General features: G+C 71.5%; 18 protein-coding genes. 15 read left to right on the top strand and 3 right to left on the bottom strand.

What is annotated here, in order from left to right:
* Positions 1-132: 132 nt before the first annotated feature.
* Positions 133-2,403: a protein translocase subunit SecDF gene (locus AF1_RS21765; RefSeq protein ID WP_067802291.1), complete on the top strand. Its 2,271-nt coding sequence runs from the start codon at positions 133-135 to the stop codon at positions 2,401-2,403.
* A 66-nt stretch (positions 2,404-2,469) separates the two neighbouring features.
* Here AF1_RS21765 and AF1_RS21770 read toward each other — a convergent pair whose 3' ends face one another.
* Positions 2,470-4,356, bottom strand: a complete 1,887-nt coding sequence (locus AF1_RS21770; protein WP_242608906.1) for a glycoside hydrolase family 15 protein — start codon at positions 4,354-4,356, stop codon at positions 2,470-2,472.
* Positions 4,357-4,692: 336 nt separating this feature from the next.
* Here AF1_RS21770 and ppdK point away from each other — a divergent pair, with 336 nt between their 5' ends.
* The 6 genes from ppdK (at position 4,693) to AF1_RS21800 (ending at position 12,734) form a co-directional block, all read left to right on the top strand.
* Positions 4,693-7,404 (top strand): pyruvate, phosphate dikinase, encoded by a 2,712-nt coding sequence (ppdK, locus tag AF1_RS21775; RefSeq protein ID WP_067802296.1) that lies wholly within the window; start codon positions 4,693-4,695, stop codon positions 7,402-7,404.
* A 147-nt stretch (positions 7,405-7,551) separates the two neighbouring features.
* A complete protein-coding gene (locus AF1_RS21780) occupies positions 7,552-8,310 on the top strand; it encodes a YdcF family protein (RefSeq protein WP_242608907.1) in 759 nt (252 codons plus the stop codon).
* A 30-nt stretch (positions 8,311-8,340) separates the two neighbouring features.
* Positions 8,341-9,615 carry a deoxyguanosinetriphosphate triphosphohydrolase gene (locus tag AF1_RS21785; protein WP_067802298.1) on the top strand — a complete coding sequence of 425 codons (1,275 nt, stop codon included), beginning with the start codon at positions 8,341-8,343 and terminating at the stop codon, positions 9,613-9,615.
* A 116-nt stretch (positions 9,616-9,731) separates the two neighbouring features.
* Complete coding sequence (locus AF1_RS21790) at positions 9,732-10,958, top strand: NAD(P)/FAD-dependent oxidoreductase (RefSeq protein WP_067802301.1); 1,227 nt, start codon at positions 9,732-9,734, stop codon at positions 10,956-10,958.
* A 69-nt stretch (positions 10,959-11,027) separates the two neighbouring features.
* Entirely contained in the window at positions 11,028-12,200 is a 1,173-nt protein-coding gene (locus AF1_RS21795; protein ID WP_067802304.1) for an MFS transporter, read from the top strand.
* Positions 12,201-12,272: 72 nt separating this feature from the next.
* On the top strand, positions 12,273-12,734 hold the full coding sequence (locus AF1_RS21800) for a GtrA family protein (protein WP_067802308.1): 462 nt from the start codon (positions 12,273-12,275) through the stop codon (positions 12,732-12,734).
* An 88-nt stretch (positions 12,735-12,822) separates the two neighbouring features.
* Here the strand turns inward: AF1_RS21800 and AF1_RS21805 are convergent, their stop codons facing one another.
* A complete protein-coding gene (locus AF1_RS21805) occupies positions 12,823-13,692 on the bottom strand; it encodes an LLM class F420-dependent oxidoreductase (protein WP_067802310.1) in 870 nt (289 codons plus the stop codon).
* A gap of 142 nt (positions 13,693-13,834) precedes the next feature.
* Here AF1_RS21805 and dnaG point away from each other — a divergent pair, with 142 nt between their 5' ends.
* The 5 genes from dnaG (at position 13,835) to efeB (ending at position 20,085) form a co-directional block, all read left to right on the top strand.
* Entirely contained in the window at positions 13,835-15,757 is a 1,923-nt protein-coding gene (gene dnaG / locus AF1_RS21810) for a DNA primase (RefSeq protein WP_067802313.1), read from the top strand.
* 72 nt (positions 15,758-15,829) lie between these two features.
* Complete coding sequence (rpoD, locus tag AF1_RS21815) at positions 15,830-16,975, top strand: RNA polymerase sigma factor RpoD (protein WP_067802316.1); 1,146 nt, start codon at positions 15,830-15,832, stop codon at positions 16,973-16,975.
* 129 nt (positions 16,976-17,104) lie between these two features.
* On the top strand, positions 17,105-17,572 hold the full coding sequence (locus tag AF1_RS21820) for a YbjQ family protein (RefSeq protein ID WP_067802319.1): 468 nt from the start codon (positions 17,105-17,107) through the stop codon (positions 17,570-17,572).
* Positions 17,573-17,693: 121 nt separating this feature from the next.
* The gene (gene efeO, locus AF1_RS21825) at positions 17,694-18,824 is read left to right on the top strand and encodes an iron uptake system protein EfeO (protein ID WP_067802323.1); all 1,131 of its coding nucleotides are present in this window, start codon (positions 17,694-17,696) and stop codon (positions 18,822-18,824) included.
* A gap of 28 nt (positions 18,825-18,852) precedes the next feature.
* Positions 18,853-20,085: an iron uptake transporter deferrochelatase/peroxidase subunit gene (gene efeB / locus AF1_RS21830; protein WP_067802326.1), complete on the top strand. Its 1,233-nt coding sequence runs from the start codon at positions 18,853-18,855 to the stop codon at positions 20,083-20,085.
* Between the two features lie 65 nt (positions 20,086-20,150).
* Here the strand turns inward: efeB and AF1_RS21835 are convergent, their stop codons facing one another.
* Positions 20,151-21,401, bottom strand: a complete 1,251-nt coding sequence (locus AF1_RS21835; RefSeq protein WP_067802329.1) for a molecular chaperone DnaJ — start codon at positions 21,399-21,401, stop codon at positions 20,151-20,153.
* 198 nt (positions 21,402-21,599) lie between these two features.
* On the opposite strand from AF1_RS21835, the gene AF1_RS21840 reads away from it, so the two are divergent.
* From AF1_RS21840 to AF1_RS21850, 3 genes are all read left to right on the top strand, one after another.
* Positions 21,600-22,175, top strand: coding sequence for a TerD family protein (locus tag AF1_RS21840; protein ID WP_067802334.1), 576 nt, complete (start codon positions 21,600-21,602; stop codon positions 22,173-22,175).
* A gap of 76 nt (positions 22,176-22,251) precedes the next feature.
* Positions 22,252-22,830: a TerD family protein gene (locus AF1_RS21845; RefSeq protein WP_067802337.1), complete on the top strand. Its 579-nt coding sequence runs from the start codon at positions 22,252-22,254 to the stop codon at positions 22,828-22,830.
* A 61-nt stretch (positions 22,831-22,891) separates the two neighbouring features.
* A complete protein-coding gene (locus tag AF1_RS21850) occupies positions 22,892-24,019 on the top strand; it encodes a DUF475 domain-containing protein (protein ID WP_067802340.1) in 1,128 nt (375 codons plus the stop codon).
* Positions 24,020-24,028: the final 9 nt, after the last annotated feature.

Consider the following 24,028-nt stretch of genomic DNA (forward strand, 5'->3'; position numbering starts at 1 on the left):
CCGCGCCCGACCTCGCGCCGCGCGCCGTCCCGCGCGGGCGCGCCCCGCCCTCCACCGGACGAGTCTGAGTCACCCGTCCGCGGTGCCGCATGCTGAGGTGCGGCGCCGAAGCCCCCGTGTGGAGGTTCCCTCTTGACTCGCGCCACCCTGGTGCGGGCGGTACTGGCGTTCGCCGTGCTCGCCACATCGTTCTACTTCGCCTGGTCCAAACCCGCCCGCCTCGGCCTCGACCTCCGCGGCGGCACCCAGATCGTCCTCGAAACCCAGGATTCACCGACCGTCAAGGCGGACCGCGAGTCCACCGACCGCGCCCGGGAGGTCCTGCACCGGCGCATCGACGCGCTCGGCGTCGCCGAGTCGTCGATCACCCGGTCCGGCGACCGGCGGCTGATCGTCGAGCTGCCCGACGTCCAGGACCCGACCCGCGCGGCCGCGGCCATCGGCAAGACCGCGCAGCTCACCGCGCACCCCGTGCTGCCCAACGACGGCAAGGCCGACAAGGGGCAGCAGCTGATCGCCGACGAGAGCGGGCAGCAGATCATCATCGGCCCGGCCGCGCTCACCGGTGCCGGCATCGGCTCGGCGGGCGCCACCTACGACTCGCAGAACCTCGGCGGGTGGGCCGTCAACGTCGACTTCAAGGGCAGCGGCGGCAAGGCGTGGGAGCAGCTGACCGCCAAGGCCGCGTGCGCGGTCGGTGACGAGCGGCGCGCGGCGATCGTCCTGGACGGCAAGGTCATCTCGTCCCCGCAGGTCACCGAGAGCGTGCCGTGCGGGGTCGGCATCACCGGCGGCTCCACCCAGATCACCGGCGATTTCACCGCCGAGGAGGCCAAGGACCTCGCGGCGCTCATCCAGGGCGGCTCGCTGCCCGTCCCCGTGAAGACCATCGAGCAGCGGGTGGTCGGCCCGACGCTCGGCGACGAGGCGATCGACGCCAGCGCCCGCGCCGCCGTCATCGGCATCATCCTCACCGGCCTGTTCATCGTGGCCGTCTACCGGCTCGTCGGCCTCCTCGCCACGGTCGCCCTCGCCGGCTACGCGCTGATCTCCTACGGTGCGCTCGTCGCGGTCGGCGCCACGCTGACGCTGCCGGGACTCGCCGGATTCGTCCTCGCGATCGGCATGGCGATCGACGCGAACGTGCTGGCGTTCGAACGCGCCAGGGAGGAACGGGCGGCGGCACCGGGCCGCAGCGCGCGGGCGGCGCTGGCGACCGGGTTCACCAAGGCGTGGTCGGCGATCGCGGACTCGGCCGTCACCACGCTGCTGGCCGGTGGCCTGCTGTTCTTCCTCGCCTCCGGGCCGGTCAAGGGGTTCGGTGTCACGCTGACCATCGGTGTGCTCGGCTCCCTGGTCTCGGCGATGCTGCTGAGCCGCGTCCTCACCGACGCCGCCGCCGCGCGGATGCCGAAGATCACCAGGGGCCGGGCCGGCGGGCTCAGCGGCGCCGGGCGGATCCGGCGCTGGCTGGAGACCAGCGGCCCCGACATCATGAAGCGCAGCCGGATGTGGATCGGGATCTCCGCGCTCGCGGTCGTCGTGGCCGTGACCGGGATCTTCGTCCGCGGGCTGAACTTCGGTGTGGAGTTCACCGGCGGGCGCCTCGTCGAGTACTCCACCAGCCGGCACATCGAGATCGACAAGGCCCGCGCGGCCGTCGCCGACGCCGGGTTCCCGCGCGCCGTCGTCCAGACGTCCGGGAAGGACGACATCTCCGTCCGCACGACCGACCTGACCAACGAGGAGGAGAAGCGGATCCAGGACGCCCTGGCGAAGGAGGGCGGCGGCGCCGCCAAGCAGCGCGACGAGCTGATCGGGCCGAGCCTCGGCGACGAACTGCGGAAGAAGGCGCTGATCGCGCTCGGCGTCGCCCTGCTGGTGCAGCTGGCCTACCTGACGATCCGGTTCCGCTGGACGTTCGCGGCCGGCTCGGTGATCGCCATGTTCCACGACATCACGATCGTGACCGGCGTTTTCGCCTGGCTCGGCAAACCGATCGACGGCGTCTACCTCGCCGCGCTGCTCACCATCATCGGGTACTCGGTGAACGACTCCGTCGTCGTGTTCGACCGCGTCCGGGAGATGTGGACGGCGAACCCCAAGGGCCGCTTCGCCGACATCGCGAACCGGGGCACGCTGCAGACCGTCCCGCGGACGATCAACACCGGTATGGGCGCGCTGTTCATCCTGGCGGCACTGGCGTTCCTCGGCGGCGACTCGCTGACCGACTTCGCCATCGCCCTGCTGATCGGCATCGTCGTCGGGACATACTCCAGCGTGTTCACCGCGACACCGCTGGCGGTCGTCCTGGAGCGGTACGCGAAGACCCCGCCGCCGCAGGGCAAGAGCAAGCCCAAGCCCGTCCACCGCACCGCCGACAGCTCCGGCGCCGTCCTCTGACACCCGTGGCCGCCGGTGCCCTCCCGGCACCGGCGGCCACGGCATCGGCGGCCACGGGAACGTCGGCTATGCGAGGGGTGGCTGGGGCTCGTTGTTCTCCGCGCTGATCACCTGCATCACCGCGTTGATCAGGGCCAGGTGGGTGAACGCCTGCGGGAAGTTGCCGAGGTGCCGGCCGGTGTGCGGGTCGATCTCCTCGGCGTACAGCTGCAGCGGGCTCGCGTACGACAGCAGCTTCTCGCACAGTGCCCGTCCCCGGTCCAGTTCACCGATCATCACCAGTGCGCTGACCAGCCAGAACGAGCAGATCGTGAAGGTGCCCTCCTCCGAGTCGAACCCGTCGTCGGTCTCCGCCGCCCGGTAGCGCAGGACGAGGTCGTCCTCCGACAGTTCGTCGGCGATGGCGAGGACGGTCTCGCGCACCCGCTTGTCGTCGGCGGGCAGGAAGCCGAGCAGCGGGATCAGCAGCGCCGAGGCGTCCAGCGCCGTCGCGCCGTAGTGGGCGGTGAAGACGCCGCGCTCGTCCAGCGCGTTCGCCAGCACGTCCGCGTGGATCTCGTCGGCGGCGGCCTGCCAGCGGCGCGCCCGGTCCTGGTCGCCGCGGATCCGGGCGAGCCGGGCGCCGCGCTCCGCCGCCACCCAGCAGAAGAGCTTGGAGGAGGTGAAGTGCTGCGGCTCGCCGCGCACCTCCCACATGCCGCAGTCGGGGGTGCGCCAGGTGGCGAGCGCGTCCTCCACCTGCTTGATGATGATCTTCCAGAGCCGGTCGTCGAGCCGGTCCCGTTTGCGCACGAACAGGTAGATGGAGCCGATGATCGCGCCCCACACGTCGTGCTGCGCCTGCATGTACGCCTCGTTGCCGATCCGCACGGGGCGGGCGTTGTCGTAGCCGGTGAGATGCTCCAGCGTGGACTCGGGCAGTTCCTCCCGCCCGTCCAGCCCGTACATGATCTGCAGCTTGCCCTCGGCCGCCTCGGCGACGTCGGTGATGAAGTAGAAGAAGTCGTTGGCCTCCCAGTCGTAGCCGAGCGTGTAGAACGCCCACAGCGCCATCGTGGAGTCGCGGATCCAGGTGTAGCGGTAGTCCCAGTTCCGGTCGCCGCCCGGCGCCTCCGGCAGCGACGTCGTCGCGGCGGCCGCGACCGCGCCGGACGGCGCGAACGTCAGGCCCTTCAGCGTGAGCGCGCTGCGCTGCAGGTGGCTGCGCCACGGATGGTCGGGGAAGCGGCCGCGGTCCAGCCAGTGCTGCCAGTGGTGGACGGTCCAGACGAGCCGCTCCTGCGCGTCCTCGTAGGACGAGGGCGCCGCGTGCTCGCTCCACGACAGCGCCACGAACCGCGACTCGCCCTGCTTCAGCAGCGTCCGGGACGTGGCGAGCGACCCCTCGAACCCGACGTTCATGTCGGTGCTGAGCCGCAGCCCGATGCCGTTGCCGCGCGCGATGGCCTCGTGGTAGCCGGCGCCGGTGTGCTCCCAGCGCGCGGGCGTCTGGCCGTAGTCGAACACCGGCATGCAGTCGAGCCGGACCTGGACCTGACCGTTCACGCACCGCACCATCCGCAGCAGGACGTGATCGGCGTCGTAGTCGGTCGGGGCCCTGCGGTGCGTGTGGGACCGCTCCGTCTCGTGGTGCCACGGCCCTATGAGCAGCGCGTCCGTCACCACCAGCCAGCCGCCGTGCACCCACCAGGTGGTCTCCATCACCATGGTGCCCGGGATGTAGCGCTGCGCGGCGGGCACCTCCACCCCCGCGGGGCCGACCCGGAAGTAGCCCGCGTCACGGTCCAGGATCGACCCGAACACGCTCGGCGAATCCATTCGCGGCAGGCACATCCACTCGATGTTGCCGCTCGGTGCGACCAGCGCGGTCGTCTCGCAGTCGGACAGGAACCCGAAATCGGCTATAGGGGCGAACGGATCTCCCGCCCGGCCGCCGGCGACCTTCGGCCTCACAACAACCTCACCTCCTTGATCCATCATTCCTTCCCCACCGCGGTGAGTACGTCCGCAGTGGGTACGTCATAGAGACGAGAACCGTTCCCCCCGACGGGCTCACGGGTCTCGGTGTGGCGTTGGTCTCCCCAGTGGAATAGACCATTATCTGGGGTCTGAGCTGGGAGAACTCCCTCCGGCGCACCGGGCGCCGAGCAAGCGCGGAGTTCGCGGGTACAGTCCCCGCAAACAGGACAGCGGACCCGCCGCCGCCTGGGGGAACGCGACGCTGCGCCCTCCCGAGCGGGCGGGCCCGGAACTGTCACTGGGTGGAACCGGAGCGAGAAGGAGCTCCCCGTGCCGAAGTTCGTGTACGACTTCACTGAGGGAAACAAGGACCTCAAAGATCTGCTGGGCGGCAAGGGCGCCAACCTGGCCGAGATGACCAACCTCGGACTGCCCGTGCCCCCCGGGTTCACGATCACCACGGAGGCCTGCCGCCACTACCTCGAGCACGGGAAGCTGCCCGAGGGACTGGCGGACGAGGTAGGCGCCCATCTCGCCGATCTTGAGTCCGCGATGGGCAAGAAGCTCGGCCAGAGCGACGACCCGCTGTTGGTCAGCGTACGGTCCGGGGCCAAGTTCAGCATGCCCGGGATGATGGAGACCGTCCTCAACGTGGGCCTGAACGACGAGTCCGTGCACGGGCTCGCGACACAGGCGGGGGACGAGCGGTTCGCGTGGGACTCCTACCGGCGGCTGATCCAGATGTTCGGCAGGACCGTGCTGGACATCGACGGCGACCTGTTCGAGGACGCCATCGAGGACGTCAAGCGCGACCGCGGCAGCGACCACGACGGCGACCTGACCGCCGAGGACTTCAAGGACCTCGTCGGCCGGTTCAAGGCCATCGTGCGCGAACAGGCGGGGCGGGACTTCCCGACCGATCCGCGCGAGCAGATGGATCTCGCCGTCAAGGCCGTGTTCGACTCCTGGAACGCGCCCCGCGCGATCCTCTACCGGCGGCAGGAGCGCATCCCCGTCGATCTTGGAACCGCGGTCAACATCTGCTCGATGGTCTTCGGCAACATGGGTCTCGACTCCGGCACGGGCGTCGCCTTCACCCGCGACCCCGCGTCCGGGCAGCAGGGCGTCTACGGCGACTACCTGCAGAACGCGCAGGGTGAGGACGTCGTCGCCGGCATCCGCAACACCGTCCCGCTGACGGAGCTGGAGCGCATCGACAAGGCCTCCTACGACCGGCTTCTCGCAATCATGGAGACGCTGGAGAACCACTACCGCGACATGTGCGACATCGAGTTCACGATCGAGCGCGGGAAGCTGTGGATGCTGCAGACCCGGGTCGGCAAGCGGACCGCGGCGGCGGCGTTCCGCATCGCCTGCCAGCTGCTCGACCAGGGGCTCATCGACATCGACGAGGCCGCCCGCCGCGTCACCGGTGACCAGCTCGCGCAGCTCATGTTCCCCCGGTTCGCCAGCAGGGTGGACGGCGTCCAGAAGCTCACCACGGGCATGAACGCCTCGCCGGGCGCGGCCGTCGGCAAGGCCGTGTTCAGCTCCGGCCGGGCGGTGGAGCTCGCCGATCGGGGGGAGGAGGTGATCCTCGTCCGCCGCGAGACCAACCCCGACGACCTCGCCGGGATGGTCGCGGCGAAAGGCGTGCTGACGTCCCGGGGAGGCAAGACCTCCCACGCCGCCGTCGTCGCGCGCGGCATGGGCAAGACCTGCGTCTGCGGCGCCGAGGAGCTGGACGTCGACGTCAAGAGCGGGTTTTTCACCGCCCCCGGCGGCGTGACGGTGACCGAGGGCGACCTCATCTCCATCGACGGGTCGTCCGGCGACGTCTTCCTCGGCGAGGTCCCCGTCGAGGACTCGCCCGTCGTCCGGTACTTCGAGGGGGAGCTCTCCCTGGATGCCGCCGACGACCTCGTCAAGGCCGTCGACCGCCTCATGAGGCACGCCGACACGCGCGCCATGCTGAAGGTCCGCGCGAACGCCGACAACCCCGAGGACTCCGCGCGCGCCCGCCGCTTCGGCGCCGCCGGCATCGGGCTGTGCCGCACCGAGCACATGTTCCTCGGCGACCGGCGGCAGCTCGTGGAGAAGCTCATCCTCGCCGAGGACGGCGCCGAACGGCAGGCCGCGCTGGACGCCCTGGAGCCGCTGCAGAAGAGCGACTTCGAGGGCATCTTCGCGGCCATGGACGGACTGCCCGTCACGATCCGGCTCATCGACCCGCCGCTGCACGAATTCCTCCCCGACATCACCGAGCTGTCGGTCAGGGTCGCGCTCGCGGGCGGCGACGCGGACGCCAAGGACCGGAGACTGCTCGAAGCAGTCAACCGACTGCACGAGCAGAACCCTATGCTCGGACTGCGCGGCGTGCGGCTCGGTTTGGTGATTCCGGGCCTGTTCGCCATGCAGGTGCGCGCGATCGCCGAGGCCGCGGCGGCGCGCAGGAAGGCGGGCGGCGACCCGCGTCCGGAGATCATGATCCCGCTCGTCGGCGCCGTGCAGGAGCTGGAGGCCGTCCGCGACGAGGCCCGCGGCATCCTGGAGGGGGTCAGGCAGGCCACCGGGGTCGACGTCCCGGCGCTGATCGGCACCATGATCGAGCTGCCGCGGGCGGCGCTGACCGCCGGGCAGATCGCCGAGGCCGCCGAGTTCTTCTCCTTCGGCACCAACGACCTCACCCAGACGACGTGGGGCTTCTCCCGCGACGACGTCGAGGCGGCGTTCTTCTCCCGCTACCTGGAGCTCGGCATCTTCGGGGTTTCGCCGTTCGAGACGCTGGACCGGGAGGGCGTCGGGCGGCTCGTCCGCATCGCCGCCGAGGAGGGCCGCAAGGCGCGTCCGGACCTGCACCTCGGCATCTGCGGTGAGCACGGCGGCGACCCGGACTCGGTGCACTTCTGCCACGAGGTCGGCCTCGACTACGTGTCCTGCTCGCCGTTCCGCATCCCCGTCGCCCGGCTGGAGGCCGGTCGCGCGGCGATCGAGGCGGCGGACGCGGCGTCCGGCATGTCCGGCGGCAGCGACAGCCGCTGACGCCGCCGGCCGGCGGCCGGTTCCCGCACGCGGGCGACCGGCCGCCGGAAGGCCGCGGGTTCTTCGCCACACGCCGTCCTCGCGAACTTCGGGCACGTGCCGCACGATCTCAATAGTGTGTCCGATGCGATGACGTTGGAAGTTGAAATGCCGGAGCCCCAGCCCGAAGAGCCCGCCGCCGAGGAGCCGGAGGCCCGCCCGCGCCGCCGCCGGTCGCCCTGGTTCACGATTTCGCTGAGCATCGTCCTCGGGCTGCTCGCGACCGTCGTGCTGACACCGCTGACCGTCGGCGCGCGGGTCTGGTACCAGGGCCGGCAGGACGAGCGGCCCCGTTCCGACGCGATCATCGTGCTGGGCGCCGCGCAGTACAACGGGGTGCCGTCCCCGACGCTGAAGTGGCGCCTGCAGCACGCTCTCGACCTCTACCGCCACGGTGTCGCGCCCGCCATCGTCACGGTCGGCGGCAAGGCGCCCGGCGACAACTACACCGAGGCCGGCTCCGGCCGCACCTGGCTGATCGAGAAGGGCGGGGTGCCGGCGGCCAAGGTCTTCGCGGTGCCCGTCGGACGGGACACGCTGGAGAGCCTCCAGGCCGTCGGCCGGGAGTTCGACCGGCACCACTGGAAGTCCGCGGTGATCGTCACCGACCCGTGGCACGGGCTGCGGTCGAAGAAGATGGCCGCGGACCAGGGCATCGAGGCCGCCGCGTCGCCGACCCGCAGCGGACCCAGCGTGCAGACGCGCGACACCCAGTTCAACTACATCGTCCGCGAGACCGGCGGGTACCTGTCGTACGTGCTGCTGGGCAAGAGCGTCCAGGTGCCGGACGAGACCGCCAAGCGCATCCGCATCGACCCGTCCGGTACGCCCGCGGCCCCGTCGTCGTCCGTGTCGCCGAGCCGCTGAACCTGATCGTGCCCCGTACCCTGGAGGGACATGACGAGCGACATCACCGAAGGCTATGCCGCCCGCGACCGGCGGCGGTGGGCGCCCGAGCCCGCCAAGCGCCGCGACCGGACGGCGTTCGAACGCGACCGCGCCCGCGTCCTGCACAGTGCGGCGCTGCGCCGGCTGGCGGCCAAGACCCAGGTCGCCTCGCCCGGCGCGGACGCGGCGGCCGACACCGTGCAGAGCCTGCGCACCCGGCTGACCCATTCCCTCGAATGCGCCCAGGTCGGCCGCGAGCTGGGCAAGTCGCTCGGCTGCGATCCCGATCTGGTGGAGACGGCGTGCCTGTCCCACGACATCGGGCATCCGCCGTTCGGCCACAACGGCGAGCACGCGCTCGACATCGTCGCGCGCGACTGCGGCGGCTTCGAGGGCAACGCGCAGAGCCTGCGCGTCCTGACCCGGCTGGAGCCGAAGTCGTTCGCCGCGGACGGCCCGCCCCTGCACGGGCGCAGCGTCGGCCTCAACCTGACCCGCGCCGCGCTGGACGCCGCCATGAAGTACCCGTGGCCGCAGGCCGACGCGGTCAACGGGAAGTTCGGCGTGTACGACGACGACATGGACGTCGCGCGCTGGGTCCGGGAGGGGGCGCCCGCGGGCCGGACGTGCTTCGAGGCCCAGGTCATGGACTGGAGCGACGACGTCGCCTACTCCGTCCACGACCTGGAGGACGCGCTGGTCGCCGGGCACGTCGACTTCGCCCGCCTCGCCGACCCCACCGAGCGCCGTCTCGTCGCCGCCACCGCGGTCAAGCTGTACTGCCCGGACGCCGCCCTCGCCGAACTGGAGACGCGCTTCACCGCGCTGCTCGCCGAGCCGTACTGGCCGGACCGCTACGACGGCACGCCGCGCAGCCTCGCCGCGCTGAAGAACCTGACCAGCACGCTCATCGGGCGGTTCTGCCTGGCCGCCGAGACCGCGACCCGCGCGGCCTACGGTGACCGGCCGCTGACCCGGTACGCGGCGGAGCTGATCGTCCCCCGGGCGCAGCGGCTGGAGAACGCGCTGCTCAAGGGCATCACGGCGCACTACGTGTGGATCAGCCACGAGGAGGTCAGGGCCCGGCAGCGGACGCTGATCACCGAGCTGGCCGAGATGATGCTCGCCGGCGCGCCCGGCACGCTCGATCCCGGGTTCCGCGCCGCGTTCGTGGACGCCGCCGACGACGCGGCCCGGCTGCGCGCCGTCATCGACCAGATCGCCTCGCTCACCGACCTCTCCGCGATCGCCCGGCATCGGCTGCTGGGCGGCCGGCCCGGCTGATCAGCGCGTTTCCGGCGGGCGTGGTGCGGAATATGCCTCTGGACGCGCCCGGCGCCCCTTGTTTCGGCAGAGGGGCCGCTGTAGGGATGGCTAAAGGTCAACTACAGGAGGTCGCCATGCCCGAGGAGACGTTCGTCATCGCCGGAGCGAGCCTGGCCGGAGCCAAGGCGGCGGAGACGCTCCGCGAGGAGGGCTTCGCGGGCAGAGTCCTGCTGATCGGGGACGAGATCGAACGGCCCTACGAACGGCCGCCGCTGTCCAAGGGCTTCCTGCTGGACAAGGAGCCTCGCGAGAAGGCCCACGTCCACGAGGCGGACTGGTACGACGAGCACGGCGTGGAACTGCGGCTCGGCACGTCCGTGGCGTCGATCGACCGGGGCGCGCACCAGGTGCGGCTGTCCACCGGGGAGCCGGTCTCCTACGACAGGCTGCTGCTGGCGACGGGCGCGTCGGTGCGGCGCCTGGAGGTGCCCGGTTCCAAGCTGCAGGGCATCCACTACCTGCGCACGATGGCCGACTCGGCGGCGCTGAAGCAGGCGCTCGCGCACGGCGGCCGGCGCGTCGTGGTGGCGGGCGCGGGCTGGATCGGGCTGGAGACGGCCGCCGCCGCCCGTTCCTACGGCAACGACGTGACGATCATCGACCCGGAGCCGACGCCGCTGCACGCCGTCATGGGGCCCGAGCTCGGCGGGATGTTCGGCGACCTGCACCGGGAGCACGGTGCCGACCTGCGGCTCGACCAGGGGGTCGCCGGGTTCTGGGGCGCCGGGCAGGTGTCGGCCGTCGTCACCTCCGGCGGCGCCGAGGTGCCCGCGGACGTCGTGATCGTCGGCATCGGGGTGCGGCCCAACACCGGGCTGGCGGAGGAGGCCGGCCTGGAGGTCTCGGACGGCGTTCTCGTCGACCAGTCGCTGCGCACGTCCGACCCCGACATCTTCGCGGCCGGCGACGTCGCCAACGCCTACAACCCGCTGCTCGGCCGGCGCATCCGCGTGGAGCACTGGGCGAACGCGCTGAACGGCGGGCCCGCCGCCGCCCGCGCCATGCTCGGCCAGGACGTCGTCTACGACCGGATCCCGTACTTCTTCAGCGACCAGTACGACCTCGGCATGGAGATGTCGGGCGTCGCGGCGCCGGGGGAGTACGACGAGGTCGTGTACCGCGGCGAGGTGCCCTCCCGGGAGTTCATCGCGTTCTGGCTGTCCGGCGGCCGGGTCGTCGCCGGGATGAACGTCAACGTGTGGGACGTCACCGGGGACGTCCAGGCGCTGATCCGCTCCGGGCGCCCGGTGGACACCACCCGCCTCGCCGACCCGGCGGTGCCGCTGGCCGACCTCGCCTGAGCCGCGCCGCCGGGCACACCACGGGAAAACCGTACTGGGACGTCCGGCAGGCCACGTACAGTCTTCCGGATGGCCTCGGAGCAGTTCGCGGCGCTCGGCCGGGCACGTGTCGCGGTGACGCTGGCGTTCACCGCGCATGGGCTGCTCGCCGCCGCCTGGGTCGCCCGCATCCCGCAGATCAAGGGGCATCTCGGGCTGGGCGAGGGCGCGATGGGCGTCGCGCTGCTCGGCGCGCCGGTCGGCGTCGTGGCCGCCGTCCGGTTCGCGAGCCGGATCGTCGCCCGGTGGGGAAGCCGGGGGACGACCGTCGCCGGCGGGGTCGCCGCCGCGCTGTCGCTGGTCCCGCTCGGCCTCGCCTGGAACCTGGGCGCGCTGGTCTTCTCGCTGCTGCTGCTGGGCGCCTCGCTCGGGCTGATGGACGTGGCGATGAACGCGCAGGGCGTCGCCGTCGAACGCGGCTACGGGCGCCCGCTGATGTCCGGCCTGCACGGCGCGTACAGCATCGGGACGCTGATGTCCGCGCTGGCCGGGGCGGGCGCCGCACACGCGGGCGTCCCCGTCGCGCCGCATCTTTCCGCCGCGGCCGTGCTGCTGGGCGCCCTCGTGGTGATCGGCTGCCGCGGGCTCCTGGGCCGTTCGGCCGACGTCCGCCCCGGGCCGGCGGACGGCCGGGCGGGTCCCGCGCGGTCGTCGTCGCGGTGGCCGCTGACCATGCTCGGGATCATCGGGCTGTGCTCGTTCGTCGGCGAGGGGGCCATGGCCGACTGGAGCGCCGTCCACCTGCGGGAGGACCTCGGCGCCGGCCCCGGTACCGCGGGCCTCGGCTACGCCGGATGCGCGGTGGCGATGACCGCCGGGCGGCTCGGCGGGGACCGGATCGTCGCGCGGTTCGGTCCCGTCCCGGTGCTGCGCGCCGGGTCGCTGGTCGCCGCGCTCGGCCTCGCGGGCGGGCTCGCCGCCGGTGACCCGGTCGCGGCCGTGGCCGGATTCACGCTGTTCGGCCTCGGTGTCGCGGTCGTGGCGCCGGTCACCTTCAGCGCGGCCGGGAACCTCCCCGGGGTGCCCGCCGCGGCCGGGATCTCCCGGGTCACCGCGGTCGGCTACGCCGGGCTGCTCGGCGGTCCTCCCGTCATCGGGTTCGTCGCGCAGGGCGTGGGGCTGGCATGGGCGCTGGCCATTCCCGTGGTGCTGGCCGGGCTGATCGTCCTGCTGGCGCCGGCGGCCGCCACGGCGGAAGGCTGACGGCGGCGCTCGTTGATCTTTTCTCCGGGTGGACACATTCGCATAAGTCCCCCTCGGGTAAGGTCTGGACGAGTGAGTACCACGCAGCGGTCAAGACCGATGGAAACGGTCTCGTCCGCCCCGGCGTACCGGACATTTCTCCGCGAACTGCTGAGCTTCGGCTTCGTGGGGTGCGTCGGCACGCTGATCATGATCTTCGGCGCCAACCTGATGCGCGCGTGGCTCGGCGGCAGCCCGGTCACCAGCGTCGTCGTGCCGACCGTCGTCTCGACGCTGACGTCCTACCTGCTCAACCGGCACTGGACGTTCCGGCACCGGGACAGCGACGGCTCCGGCCGGGAGGTCGCGATCTTCTTCGCGCTGAACGGCGTCGGGCTGCTCATCCAGGTGCTGTGCACCGGCTTCACCTACTACACCCTCGGCCTGCACGGCGGTATCGCCTACAATCTCGGGCTGCTCGCCGGCCTCGGCCTCGGCTCGGTGTTCCGCTACTGGTCGTACAAGAAATGGGTGTTCACCCCGGCCACCGTATGAACCGGGGGCGTGGGGGACGAGGCCCGCGACCTGCACGCCTGGCCGGTCACGGTGGCGGCGCGCCTGCGACGTGCTCGGCTCCCCGGTGTCAGCGGCCCGCCGGGACGATCTTCTCGGTCCGGGTCTGCGCCTCGCCGAGGACGCCCGCGAGGTCCTGACCGGTGCCCTGGGAGAAGATCACCTGGTCGATGCCGTGTTCGGCGAGCCGCCCGACGGCGTCCACGACCTGGTCCACCGACGGATCGCCGGTGAAGCGGCCCAGCGACGTCTTCTCGATCTCGGCGTAGTCGCGTCCCTCACGCTCGCAGTGCTCCCGCAGGACGTCCAGCTTCCGCGGCAGTTCGTCGCCGTCGAAGAGGTTGCACGCGTCGGCGTACCTGGCGACCAGCCGGAGCGTCTTCTTCTCGCCGCCGCCGCCGATCAGGATCGGCGGGTGCGGGGTGCGCAGTGCGGGCGGCGAGTTCAGCGGCCGCTCCAGCGTGAAGTGCCCGCCCTCGAACGCCGACTCGTCGCCCTTCCACATCCGGTGGGCGATCTGCAGCGTCTCCTCCAGCCGTTCGAACCGCTCGGCGGTCGGCGGGAACGGGACGCCGAGGCCGCGCGCCTCCTGATCGTTCCACGCCGCGCCGATGCCCAGCCACGCGCGCCCGCCCGACAGGACGTCCAGCGTCGTCACCGTCTTCACCAGGATGCCGGGATGGCGGTAGACGGCGCCGGTGACCATGGTGCCGAGCGTGATCCGCTCGGTCAGCGCCGCCGCGTACGCGAGCGCGGAGTAGCCCTCCAGCATGGGCTCCTCCGGCGGGCCCACCATGTCGATCTGGAAGAGGTGGTCCATCACCCAGAACGAGTGCAGCCCCGCCTGGTCGGCCGCGCGGGCCATCCGGCCGAACGCCGGGCCGATCTGCTCCGGCCCGCCGGGAAAGGTGAAGCTGGGGATCTGGATTCCGATGCGCATTGCGGTCCTCGGCATTCCTCGTGGTCGGCTGTCCCTCACGCTCCATCCTGGAGGACGCGAGCTCCGGCCTCCAGCGGAGAACGCCGGCCGGTTCGGGTGCGGGCGCACCGGATGTCGGGCCTCCACCGTAGACTCCTTCGTCGTGGCAGGCCGGATTCGCAACGAGGACATCGCGCTCGTCCGCGAGCGCGCCTCCATCGCCGACGTCATCGGTGAGTATCTGCAGCTTCGCAGCGCGGGCGGCGGCAACCTCAAGGGCCTCTGCCCGTTCCACGACGAGAAGTCGCCGTCGTTCAACGTGACGCCCTCGCGCGGCCTGTACTTCTGCTTCGGCTGCGAGGCGGGCGGCGACGTCATCAAGTTCGTCCAGGAGATCGAGCACCTGTCGTTCTCCGAGGCGGTGGAGCGGCTCGCCGCCCAGGCCGGGATCCAGCTTCGCTACGAGGACACCGGCGGGCACGGCCCCCGGCGGGACGGCGGGCAGCGCGCGCGCCTGATCGAGGCGCACCGGGCCGCCGCCGAGTACTACACCGGGCAGTTGAACTCCCCCGAGGGGGCGATCGGCCGCAAGTTCCTGTCCGAGCGCGGCTTCGAGGCCGCCGACGCCGCCCGCTTCGGCGTGGGGTTCGCGCCCCGCGAGTGGGAGGGGCTCGTCCGGCACCTGCGCGGACGCGGGTTCGCCGACCGCGACATCGTCGCCGGAGGGCTGGCCAAGGAGGGGCGGCGCGGCCCGATGGACCGGTTCCGCGGTCGGCTGATGTGGCCGATCCGCGACCTGTCCGGCGACGTCATCGGGTTCGGCGCGCGCCGGCTCTACGAGGACGACGACGGCCCGAAATACCTGAACACCCCCGAGTCGCCGCTCTTCCACAAGGGCTCGGTGCTGTACGGGGCGGACCTGGCGAAGAAGGAGATCGCGCGGCGCAGGCAGGCGGTGGTCGTCGAGGGCTACACCGACGTGATGGCCTGCCACCTCGCGGGCGTCCCGACGGCGATCGCCACGTGCGGGACGGCGTTCGGCGACGACCACATCAAGGTGCTGCGCCGGCTGCTGATGGACCAGGACGAGTTCCGCGGCGAGGTGATCTTCACCTTCGACGGCGACTCGGCCGGCCGCAAGGCGGCGCTGCGCGCGTTCGACGACGAGCAGAAGTTCGTCTCGCAGACGTTCGTGGCCGTCCAGCCGGACGGTCTCGACCCGTGCGACCTGCGCATCCGGCACGGCGACGCGGCGGTGCGCGACCTGGTCGCCTCCCGGCTGCCGCTGTTCGAGTTCGCGGTGCGCAGCGCGATCGAGCAGCACGACCTCGACACCGTGGAGGGGCGGCTGGCCGCGCTGGACGCGGCGGCCCCGGTCGTCGCCGCCATCAAGGACCGGTCGCGCCGGCACATGTACACCGTCAACCTGGACCGCTGGCTCGGCATCATGGACGAGCAGTTCGTGCTGCGCCGCGTCCGCGAGCTGGCGAACCGCCGGCACGGGCGCGCTCAGGCCGCAAACGGCCACCCCGGCCGGCGCGCGGAGCACGGGCGGGGCGAGCACGGGCGGGGCGGTGAGCCGCAGGCGCCGAAGCGGCCCGCGTTCGACCTCGCCGACCCCGAGGTGCAGCGGGAGCGGGAGCTGCTGAAGCTGGCCGTGCAGCGTCCGGCGCTGCTCGGGCCGGGGTTCGACGAGGTTCCGGCGGAGGCGTTCATCGCGCCGCCGCACGCCGCGGTCCGCGCGGTGATCGTCGCGGCGGGCGGCGTGACGGCGGCCCGGAACGTCGCGGAATGGGTGTCGCTGCTGCTGGAGAGCGCGCCGGACGACCAGGTCAGAGACCTGATCACCAAGCTCGGAGTGGAACCGGTACGGTCCGCGCAGGAATCGGATGACCGTTATGCCGCGGACCTGCTCGCCCGTATAAAGGAACGCCAGCTCACCCGCATGATCGCGGATGTGAAATCTAAACTCGGACGGCTGAATCCGGTCGAGGCGCAGGAGGAGTACCACCGGCTCTTCGGCGATCTTGTCGCGCTTGAGCAGCAGAGACGGGTGTTGCGGGAGCGAGGGCTTGGATCACAGTAAGTCAAGGGACCGCAAAAATGGGTCCTGTGATCTAGGGCTTCTTTGACGCAGACTGTCTGCGTGGGCCCTTCGGTGCTGCCAAGCGAGGCGCCATCGGTTGATCAGGTGGCGGACCTCGTCGCACGTGGTAGAGAACGCGGCGGTGTGACCGTCGAGGACGTCGCTGCCGCGCTCGATCGCTCGGACTTGCCGGACGACTCCCTGGAGCGGGTCGTCCGGATGCTCGCAGAGCAGGGGGTGGAGGTCCTCGAATCTCAGCATGAGACCGAGGACGTCGCGCGAGCGGATGAGGGAGACCTCGGCAAGCGGGCGCCGACGAGCGACCTGGTTCGGATCTACCTGAGAGAGATCGGTCGCGTACCGCTTCTCACGGCAGAAGATGAAGTAGAACTCGCGAAATCGATCGAGGCGGGGCTGTTCGCCGAGGAGAAGATGGCGCGTACCGCCGTCCTCGCCCGCGGCGAACTGCTGGACCTCGAACTGCTCTCCCGCGAGGGTATGCGGGCGAAGCAACGCCTGATCGAGGCGAACCTGCGGCTGGTGGTCTCGATCGCGAAACGCTACGTCGGCCGGGGAATGCTGTTCCTCGACCTGATCCAGGAGGGAAATCTCGGACTCATCCGCGCGGTCGAGAAATTCGACTACACCAAGGGGTTCAAGTTCTCGACCTACGCCACCTGGTGGATCCGGCAGGCGATCACCCGGGCGATCGCCGACCAGGCCCGGACGATCCGGATCCCGGTCCACATGGTGGAGACGATCAACAAGCTGGTCCGGGTGCAGCGGCAGATGCACCAGGACCTCGGCCGGGAGCCGACCCCGGAGGAGATCGGCCTGGAGATGGGGCTCCCGCCCGCCCGGGTGGTGGAGATCCAGCGGATCGCCCAGGAACCGGTCTCGCTGCAGTCGCCGATCGGTGAGGAGGACTCCGACCTCGGCGACTTCATCGAGGACGCGGACGCCGTCGTGCCGATCGAGGCCGCGGCGTTCATTCTTCTCCAGGACCAGCTGGAGGACATCCTCGGCACCCTGTCGGAACGGGAGCAGCGCATCATCCAGTTGCGCTTCGGCCTGGCCGACGGCCATCCGCGCACCCTGGAGGAGGTCGGCCGCGAGTTCGGCGTGACGCGGGAGCGCATCCGGCAGATCGAGTCCAAGACGCTGGCGAAGCTGCGCCACCCGTCCCGCGCGCAGATGCTCCGCGAATACCTGGAGTGACGGCCGGCCCGCGAGGGCGCCCCCGGCTCCACCGCCGTCCTCCCGGCCACGCCGCCGGGAGGACGGCCGTTCGGTTGCGACTCCGGCGATTCGTCGCATTTCGTCCTGACGGTCCTTTACCGTGGTGCCATGCTGATCGTGACGACCGATGGCGTGGCAGGGTATGAGATCAGGAGCGTCCTCGGGGAGGTTCTCGGGACGTCCCTCCAGGTCGATCAGGGGGCGGGGCCCCAGCCCGGGCAGGGCGGCAGCAGCGCGACGTTCCGGGTGACCGGGGAGCGGCCGGCGGTGAGCCTGGCCGCGGCGCGCCGCGAGGCGGTGGAACGGCTCGGTGAGGAGGCGCGCCGCAAGGGCGCGAACACGGTTGTCGGTATGCGCTTCGACACCGCCGCGGTGGGCGGCGGCTTCGAGGTCTGCGCCTACGGAACGGCCGTCTGGGCGGAGCCGGCGGGGCAGCAGCGCGACCAGGGGCCCCAGTACCGGCAGGCACCGCCCCAGCAGCAGGGGCATCTTCCGCCCTACGGGGACCCGCAGCCGGGCGGTCCGCCGATGGCCGCGCGCAACCTCACGATGGGGCTGCACGACCGCCCCCGCTGAACGGCGCCGCCGCGCCGCGCGACGTGGGATGACTCACTGTCGCGGGGGTCACTTGACGAGCTGAGGTTAGCTTTCGCTAATTTAGGTAAGCCTAACCATTTGCTCGCTCCTGGAGACCCTGATGCGTCCTGTGTCCGTCCTCGCCCTCACCGGTGCCGCCGCCGTGTCGCTGTCCCTGCTCTCGGCGTGCGGCGGTGACGGCGGCAAGGCGGACGCCGCGGGCGCCGTCCCGGTGACGGCGACCGACGACACGTGCGAGGTCGCCAAGACCGACCTCAGCGCGGGCAAGACCACCTTCAAGGTCGCCAACAAGGGCTCGAAGGTCAACGAGTTCGAGGTCCTCAAGTCGGACGGCAAGATCCTCGCCGAGCGGGAGAACATCGGCCCCGGCACCACCGTCGACTTCGTCGTGAACCTGCCCGCCGGCCAGTACAGGCTGCTGTGCAGCGCCGGGCAGACCGGCAAGGGCCCGTCCCAGAACATCACGGTCAGCGGCGGCTCCGCGAGCGGCGACGCGCGGCTGGGCAAGGCCGCCGCCGACTACAGGGCGTTCGTCATCGTCCAGCTCGACGACACGATCGCCAAGACGCGCACGTTCGTCGACGCGGTGAAGGCGAACGACGTCGAGAAGGCCAAGGAGCTGTACGCGCCCTCCCGCGTCGGCTGGGAGACGATCGAGCCGGTCGCGGAGAAGTTCGGCGACATCGACCCCAAGGTCGACGCCCGCGAGGCCGACCTCAAGCCGGAGGAGAAGAAGGACTGGTCCGGCTGGCACCTGCTGGAGAAGGCCCTCTGGAAGGACGGTTCGGTCAAGGGCAAGGAGAAGTACGGCGACCGGCTGCTGAAGGACCTGGACGTCCTGAAGTCGCGGCTGCCCGGCCTCACCCTCGACCCGGTCAACGACATGGCCGGCGGCGCCAAGGAACTGCTGGACGAGGTCGCCACCGGCAAGGTCACCGGCGAGGAGGAGGCGTTCAGCCACACCGACCTGGTCGACTTCAAGGCCAACGTGGACGGCGCCAAGAAGATCTACGAGCTGCTCAAGCCGGTCGTCCAGGAGCGGGACGCCCAGCTCGCCGGGGACCTCGACGACAACTTCGCCAAGGTCGAGGCGCTGCTGAAGAAGCACGAGAAGGGCGACGGCTACGTCTCCTACGACAAGGTCGGCGAGGGCGACCGCAAGGAGCTGGCGGACGCGGTGAACGCGCTGGGCGAGCCGCTGTCGAAGCTCGCCGGGGCCGTGGCGAAGTGATCGGCGAGGACGAGAGGGCGGTGGCACGATGACGCGGACGCGGTCCGGGATGTCCCGGCGCAGGATGCTCGGCTTCTCCGGCGCGAGCCTGCTGGCCGGCGCCGCCGCCGGCGCGGGCCTGGACCGGGTGGCGCTGGCCGAGGGGGACGAGGACGCCGGCGCCGCCGTCGCGTTCCACGGCGCGCACCAGGCGGGCATCGCCACCCCCGTCCAGGACCGGCTGCACTTCGCCGCGTTCGACGTGACGACCGGCGACCGCGGCCGGCTCGTCCGGATGCTCAGGGAATGGACGGCCGCGGCGGCCGCCATGACCGCCGGCAGGCCCGTCGGGGACGGCGCGGTCGGCGGGCCGCCGGTGGCGCCGCCGGACGACACCGGTGAGGCCCTCGGCCTGCCGCCGTCCCGCCTCACGCTGACGATCGGGTTCGGCCCGACCCTGTTCGAGAAGGACGGCGAGGACCGGTTCGGTCTCAGGGCGCGCCGCCCGGCGGCGCTGGTCGACCTGCCGCACTTCCCCGGCGACAACCTCGACCCCGCCCGCAGCGGCGGCGACATCGCCGTGCAGGCGTGCGCGGACGATCCGCAGGTCGCGGTGCACGCCGTCCGGAACCTGGCGCGCATCGGGTTCGGGACGGTGGCGGTCCGCTGGTCGCAGCTCGGGTTCGGCAAGACGTCCTCGACGACGCCGGACGCGCAGACCCCGCGCAACCTGTTCGGGTTCAAGGACGGCACCCACAACATCGGCTTCGACGACACGGCGTCGCTCGACCAGCACGTGTGGGCGGGCAAGGGCGACGGCGCCGGCTGGATGGCGGGCGGCTCCTACCTCGTCGCCCGCCGCATCCGGATGCACATCGAGACGTGGGACCGGACGTCGCTGCGCGAGCAGGAGGACATCTTCGGCCGCAGCAAGGGCGAGGGCGCGCCGGTGGGGGAGAGGAAGGAGCGCGACAGGCCCGTCCTGGCGCGGATGAAGCCGGACTCGCACGTCCGCCTCGCTCACCCCGACTCCAACCACGGGATGCGCATCCTGCGGCGCGGCTACTCGTTCACCGACGGGACGGACGGCCTGGGCCGGCTGGACGCGGGCCTGTTCTTCGTCGCGTTCCAGCGCGACCCGCGCACCGGGTTCATCCCGATCCAGAAGTCGCTGGCCACCGACGCGCTGAACGAGTACATCCAGCACGTCGGATCGGGCGTCTACGCGTGCCCGCCGGGCGTCCGCGAGGGCGGCTACTGGGGCGACACCCTGTTCGCCTAATGGTTCGCCTAGTGGTTCGCCTAAGGGGTCGTCTAGCGGGTCGCCCGGGGGGTTCGCCTGGGGCCCTAGCCCCGCGCGGCCCGTTCCGCGCGGATGCGGGTCACGACGTCGCCCGCGGCGGTCGTGATGGCCTCCAGCTCCTGGAGGTAGGCCCAGTAGTCGGGGTTGACGCCGGTGAGCCGCTTCGACGCGTTCTCCAGCCGCTCGACGAGCCCGTCGAGCACCCGGACGTGCTGCGGCGCGGGCCCGCCCGGCTGAGCCATGGCGAGGCGCTGCGCGTCCCGCACCGCGAACCGGGCGCCCTCCGCCGGCCCCGCCGGGTCGGCGGCGACCTCCCTGAGCCGGTCGACCCGGCCGGTGACCTGGCCGGCGCGGCGGTCGGCGGCGTTCAGCTCGGTGCGGGCCGCGGTGAGCGCCTGCTGCGCCTGCCTCCACTCGGCCCGGGCGAGGTGCGCGGACGCCTCGTTCAGCCGTTCCCGGGCCCGGGAGACGGCCGCCTCGATGGCATCCGGTGCGCCCCTGAGGTCCTGCCAGCAGGTCTGCGAGTAGCCGCGCACCAGTACCCTCATCGCGTCCTGGACGGGCCCGACGCGATGGGCGACGGCGTCCGCCCGCGTCCTGGCGGACGCGAGCGAGTTGCGCACCTTCTGCGCCATCTGCGGCAGCTCCGCGGCGGCCTCGCGGGCCCGCCCGGCGATCTCGCGGACCTCCTCGGCCTTGCGGATGGCGCCGTCCAGGCCGAGCCCGCCGAGGCCCTGCGAACCGAGCTGCGCGAGGGCCTGCCTGGCGCGGTCCAGTTCCGCCTCCGGGCCGGAGGCGTCCATGCCCGCGTTCTTCGCGGCGGTGACGGCGTCGGCGGCGGCGGCCACCGCGTCGCGGGCGGCGGTCAGCCGGGGCGGAAGCTGGTCGAGCGCCGCCTCCAGCCGGGCCATGCGCGGGGCGAGCCGCTCGGCGAACCCGTTCAGGTTCCGGGTGATCTGCTGCAGCCGCTCGGTGGACGCGGTGAACGCCCGGCGGGCGGCGTCGTACTCGGCCGGGGAGCGGTCCCGGTCATCGAGGTCGTGCGCGTCCAGGACGGAGATGTAGGCGACGGCCGCCGCGTCCGCGGCCTCCGACAGCCCGGCGAACTCCCGCCGGGCGGGTTCGGCCGCCGCCGCGTCCAGATCCTCGAACACCGTCACACGGCCGTCGATGTACTTCTGCGCCTGGTCCATGTCGTAGAAGGCGGTCGCGGCCGCCTCCCTGGCCTCGATGGCCGCGGCAGCCGCCTGCGTCCCCCTGCCACCCCGGCGGCGCTGGTCGCCCGGTCCCCGCAACGCTGCCTCCCTTCGTCCCTGCCCAGTCTGGCGCAGCCGGCCGGTATTCGCCCCCTTCGGGCGGCAGACCAGGACCCAGGAGGTATCGGACAGCATCACAGGTGCACAACGGATGGAACGGATAGCATCGCTGCAGCGTCGATAAGGCTGAGGCGCCAGGTCGGCGCCCGGTCCGGCATGCGATCTTGGAGGCCAATCGTGCCCGTCAGCCTGAGCAAAGGCGGCAATGTCTCGCTCACCAAACAGGCGCCCGGACTGACCGCGGTGACCGTCGGTCTCGGCTGGGACCTGCGCACCACCACCGGCACGGATTTCGACCTCGACGCCTCCGCCCTGGTGCTGGACGCCTCCGGCAAGATCATTACCGACCAGCACTTCGTGTTCTTCAACAACCTGCGCACCCCGGACGGCGCGGTCGAGCACACCGGCGACAACACCACCGGCGCCGGCGAGGGCGACGACGAGCAGCTCAAGATCAACTTCGGTGCGATGCCGGCCACCGCCGAGCGGGTGGCGTTCGCCGTGTCGATCTACGACGCCGACAGCCGCGGGCAGAACTTCGGGCAGGTCCGCAACGCCTACATCCGGGTGATGAACCAGGCCGACGGGTCCGAGATGGCGCGCTACGACCTGTCCGAGGACGCCTCGATGGAAACCGCGATGGTCTTCGGTGAGCTGTACCGCAACGGGACGGAGTGGAAGTTCCGCGCGGTCGGCCAGGGCTACGCGTCCGGGCTGGCCGGCATCGCGATGGACTTCGGCGTCACCCTCTGACCGGACTCCCCGGCCTGAACCGCCTCGTCAGGCCGCACCGCCTCATCAGCCTCATCAGGAAGGGAGTGGCCCGAACATGGGAGTATCACTCGCCAAGGGCGGCAACGTCTCACTGACCAAGGCCGCGCCCAACCTCACCGCGGTCACCGTCGGCCTCGGCTGGGACGTGCGCGCCACCACGGGCGCCGACTTCGACCTGGACGCGTCCGCGCTGATGCTGGGCGCCACCGGCAAGGTCATGTCCGACCACCACTTCGTGTTCTTCAACAACCTGAGGAGCCCGGAGGGCTCGGTCGAGCACACCGGCGACAACCTGACCGGTGAGGGCGAGGGCGACGACGAGTCGATCAACGTCGACCTCACCTCGGTGCCGGCCGAGTGCGAGCGCATCGTGTTCCCGGTGTCGATCTACGACGCCGACAACCGGCTGCAGAGCTTCGGCCAGGTCCGCAACGCCTTCATCCGGATCGTCAACCGGACGGACGGCACCGAGCTCGCCCGCTTCGACCTCACCGAGGACGCCTCCACCGAGACGGCCATGGTGTTCGGCGAGCTGTACCGCTACAACGGCGAGTGGAAGTTCCGGGCCGTCGGGCAGGGGTATGCCTCCGGTCTGGCGGGTATCGCGACGGACTTCGGCGTCAACGTCGGCTGAGGGCCGGCCACCCCGCATCCCGGCCGTCCCGCCCGGCCGCCTCTCTCACGGAAATACGCCCATGATTCTTCGCACCTTCGGTTGGTCCCTCGGCGTCACGGCCCTCGGGCTGCTGGCCGCCCTCCTCTACGATGGGCCGACCGGACTGGCCCTCGTCGCCGTGCTCGCCGTCCTTGAGGTCTCGCTCTCGTTCGACAACGCCGTGGTCAACGCCAAGGTGCTCGACCGGATGAGCCCCTTCTGGCAGAAGATCTTCCTGACCGTCGGCATCGCGATCGCGGTGTTCGGCATGCGGCTGGTCTTCCCCCTGCTGATCGTGGGCATCACGGCCAAGCTGAGCCCCGTCCAGGCGGTCGACCTCGCGCTCAACGACTCCCACCGCTACCACCAGCTCATGAACGACGCGTATCCGATGATCGCGGCGTTCGGCGGCATGTTCCTGATGATGCTGTTCCTGGACTTCGTGTTCGAGGAACGCGCCGACAAGTGGCTGCCGTGGCTGGAGCGCCCGCTCGCCCGCATCGGCAAGCTCGACCAGCTGTCGGTGGTCGTCGCGGGCGGCTCGCTGGCGTTCGTGGCGTGGCTGTCGGCCGCCGACCCGGGCAACGTCATGATCGCGGGCGTGCTCGGCATGGTGACCTACATCCTGGTCAACGGGCTCGGCGAGCTGTTCTCCGAGGCGAGCGAGGAGGACGAGGACGGCGAGGAGGAGGGCGAGGACGAGGCCCGCGAGGTCGCGGCCGGGCGGTCCGGGCCGAGCCGGCTGGCGCTGGCCACCGGCAAGGCCGGGTTCTTCCTGTTCCTCTACCTGGAGGTCCTGGACGCCTCGTTCAGCTTCGACGGCGTCATCGGCGCGTTCGCGATCAGCACCGACCCGATCGTCATCGCGCTGGGGCTCGGCATCGGCGCCATGTACATCCGGTCCCTGACCGTCTTCCTGGTCCGCAAGGGGACATTGCACGAGTACGTCTACCTGGAGCACGGTGCGCACTGGGCGATCGGGGCGCTCGCGGTCTGCATGCTGGTCAGCATCGGCCACCACGTCCCCGAGTGGGTCACCGGCGGGCTCGGCGCCGGCCTGATCATCGCGGCGTTCGTCAGCTCCGTCGTCCGCAACCGGGGCACGCGGGACGAGTCCTCCGGTCCGGCGGCCGGCGAGGAGAAGCGGCTGGACTCCAGCAATGTCTGACCCGCGAAC

The organism is Actinomadura formosensis NBRC 14204 (assembly GCF_001552155.1).
In the GTDB taxonomy this organism is placed as follows: Bacteria; Actinomycetota; Actinomycetes; order Streptosporangiales; family Streptosporangiaceae; genus Spirillospora; species Spirillospora formosensis.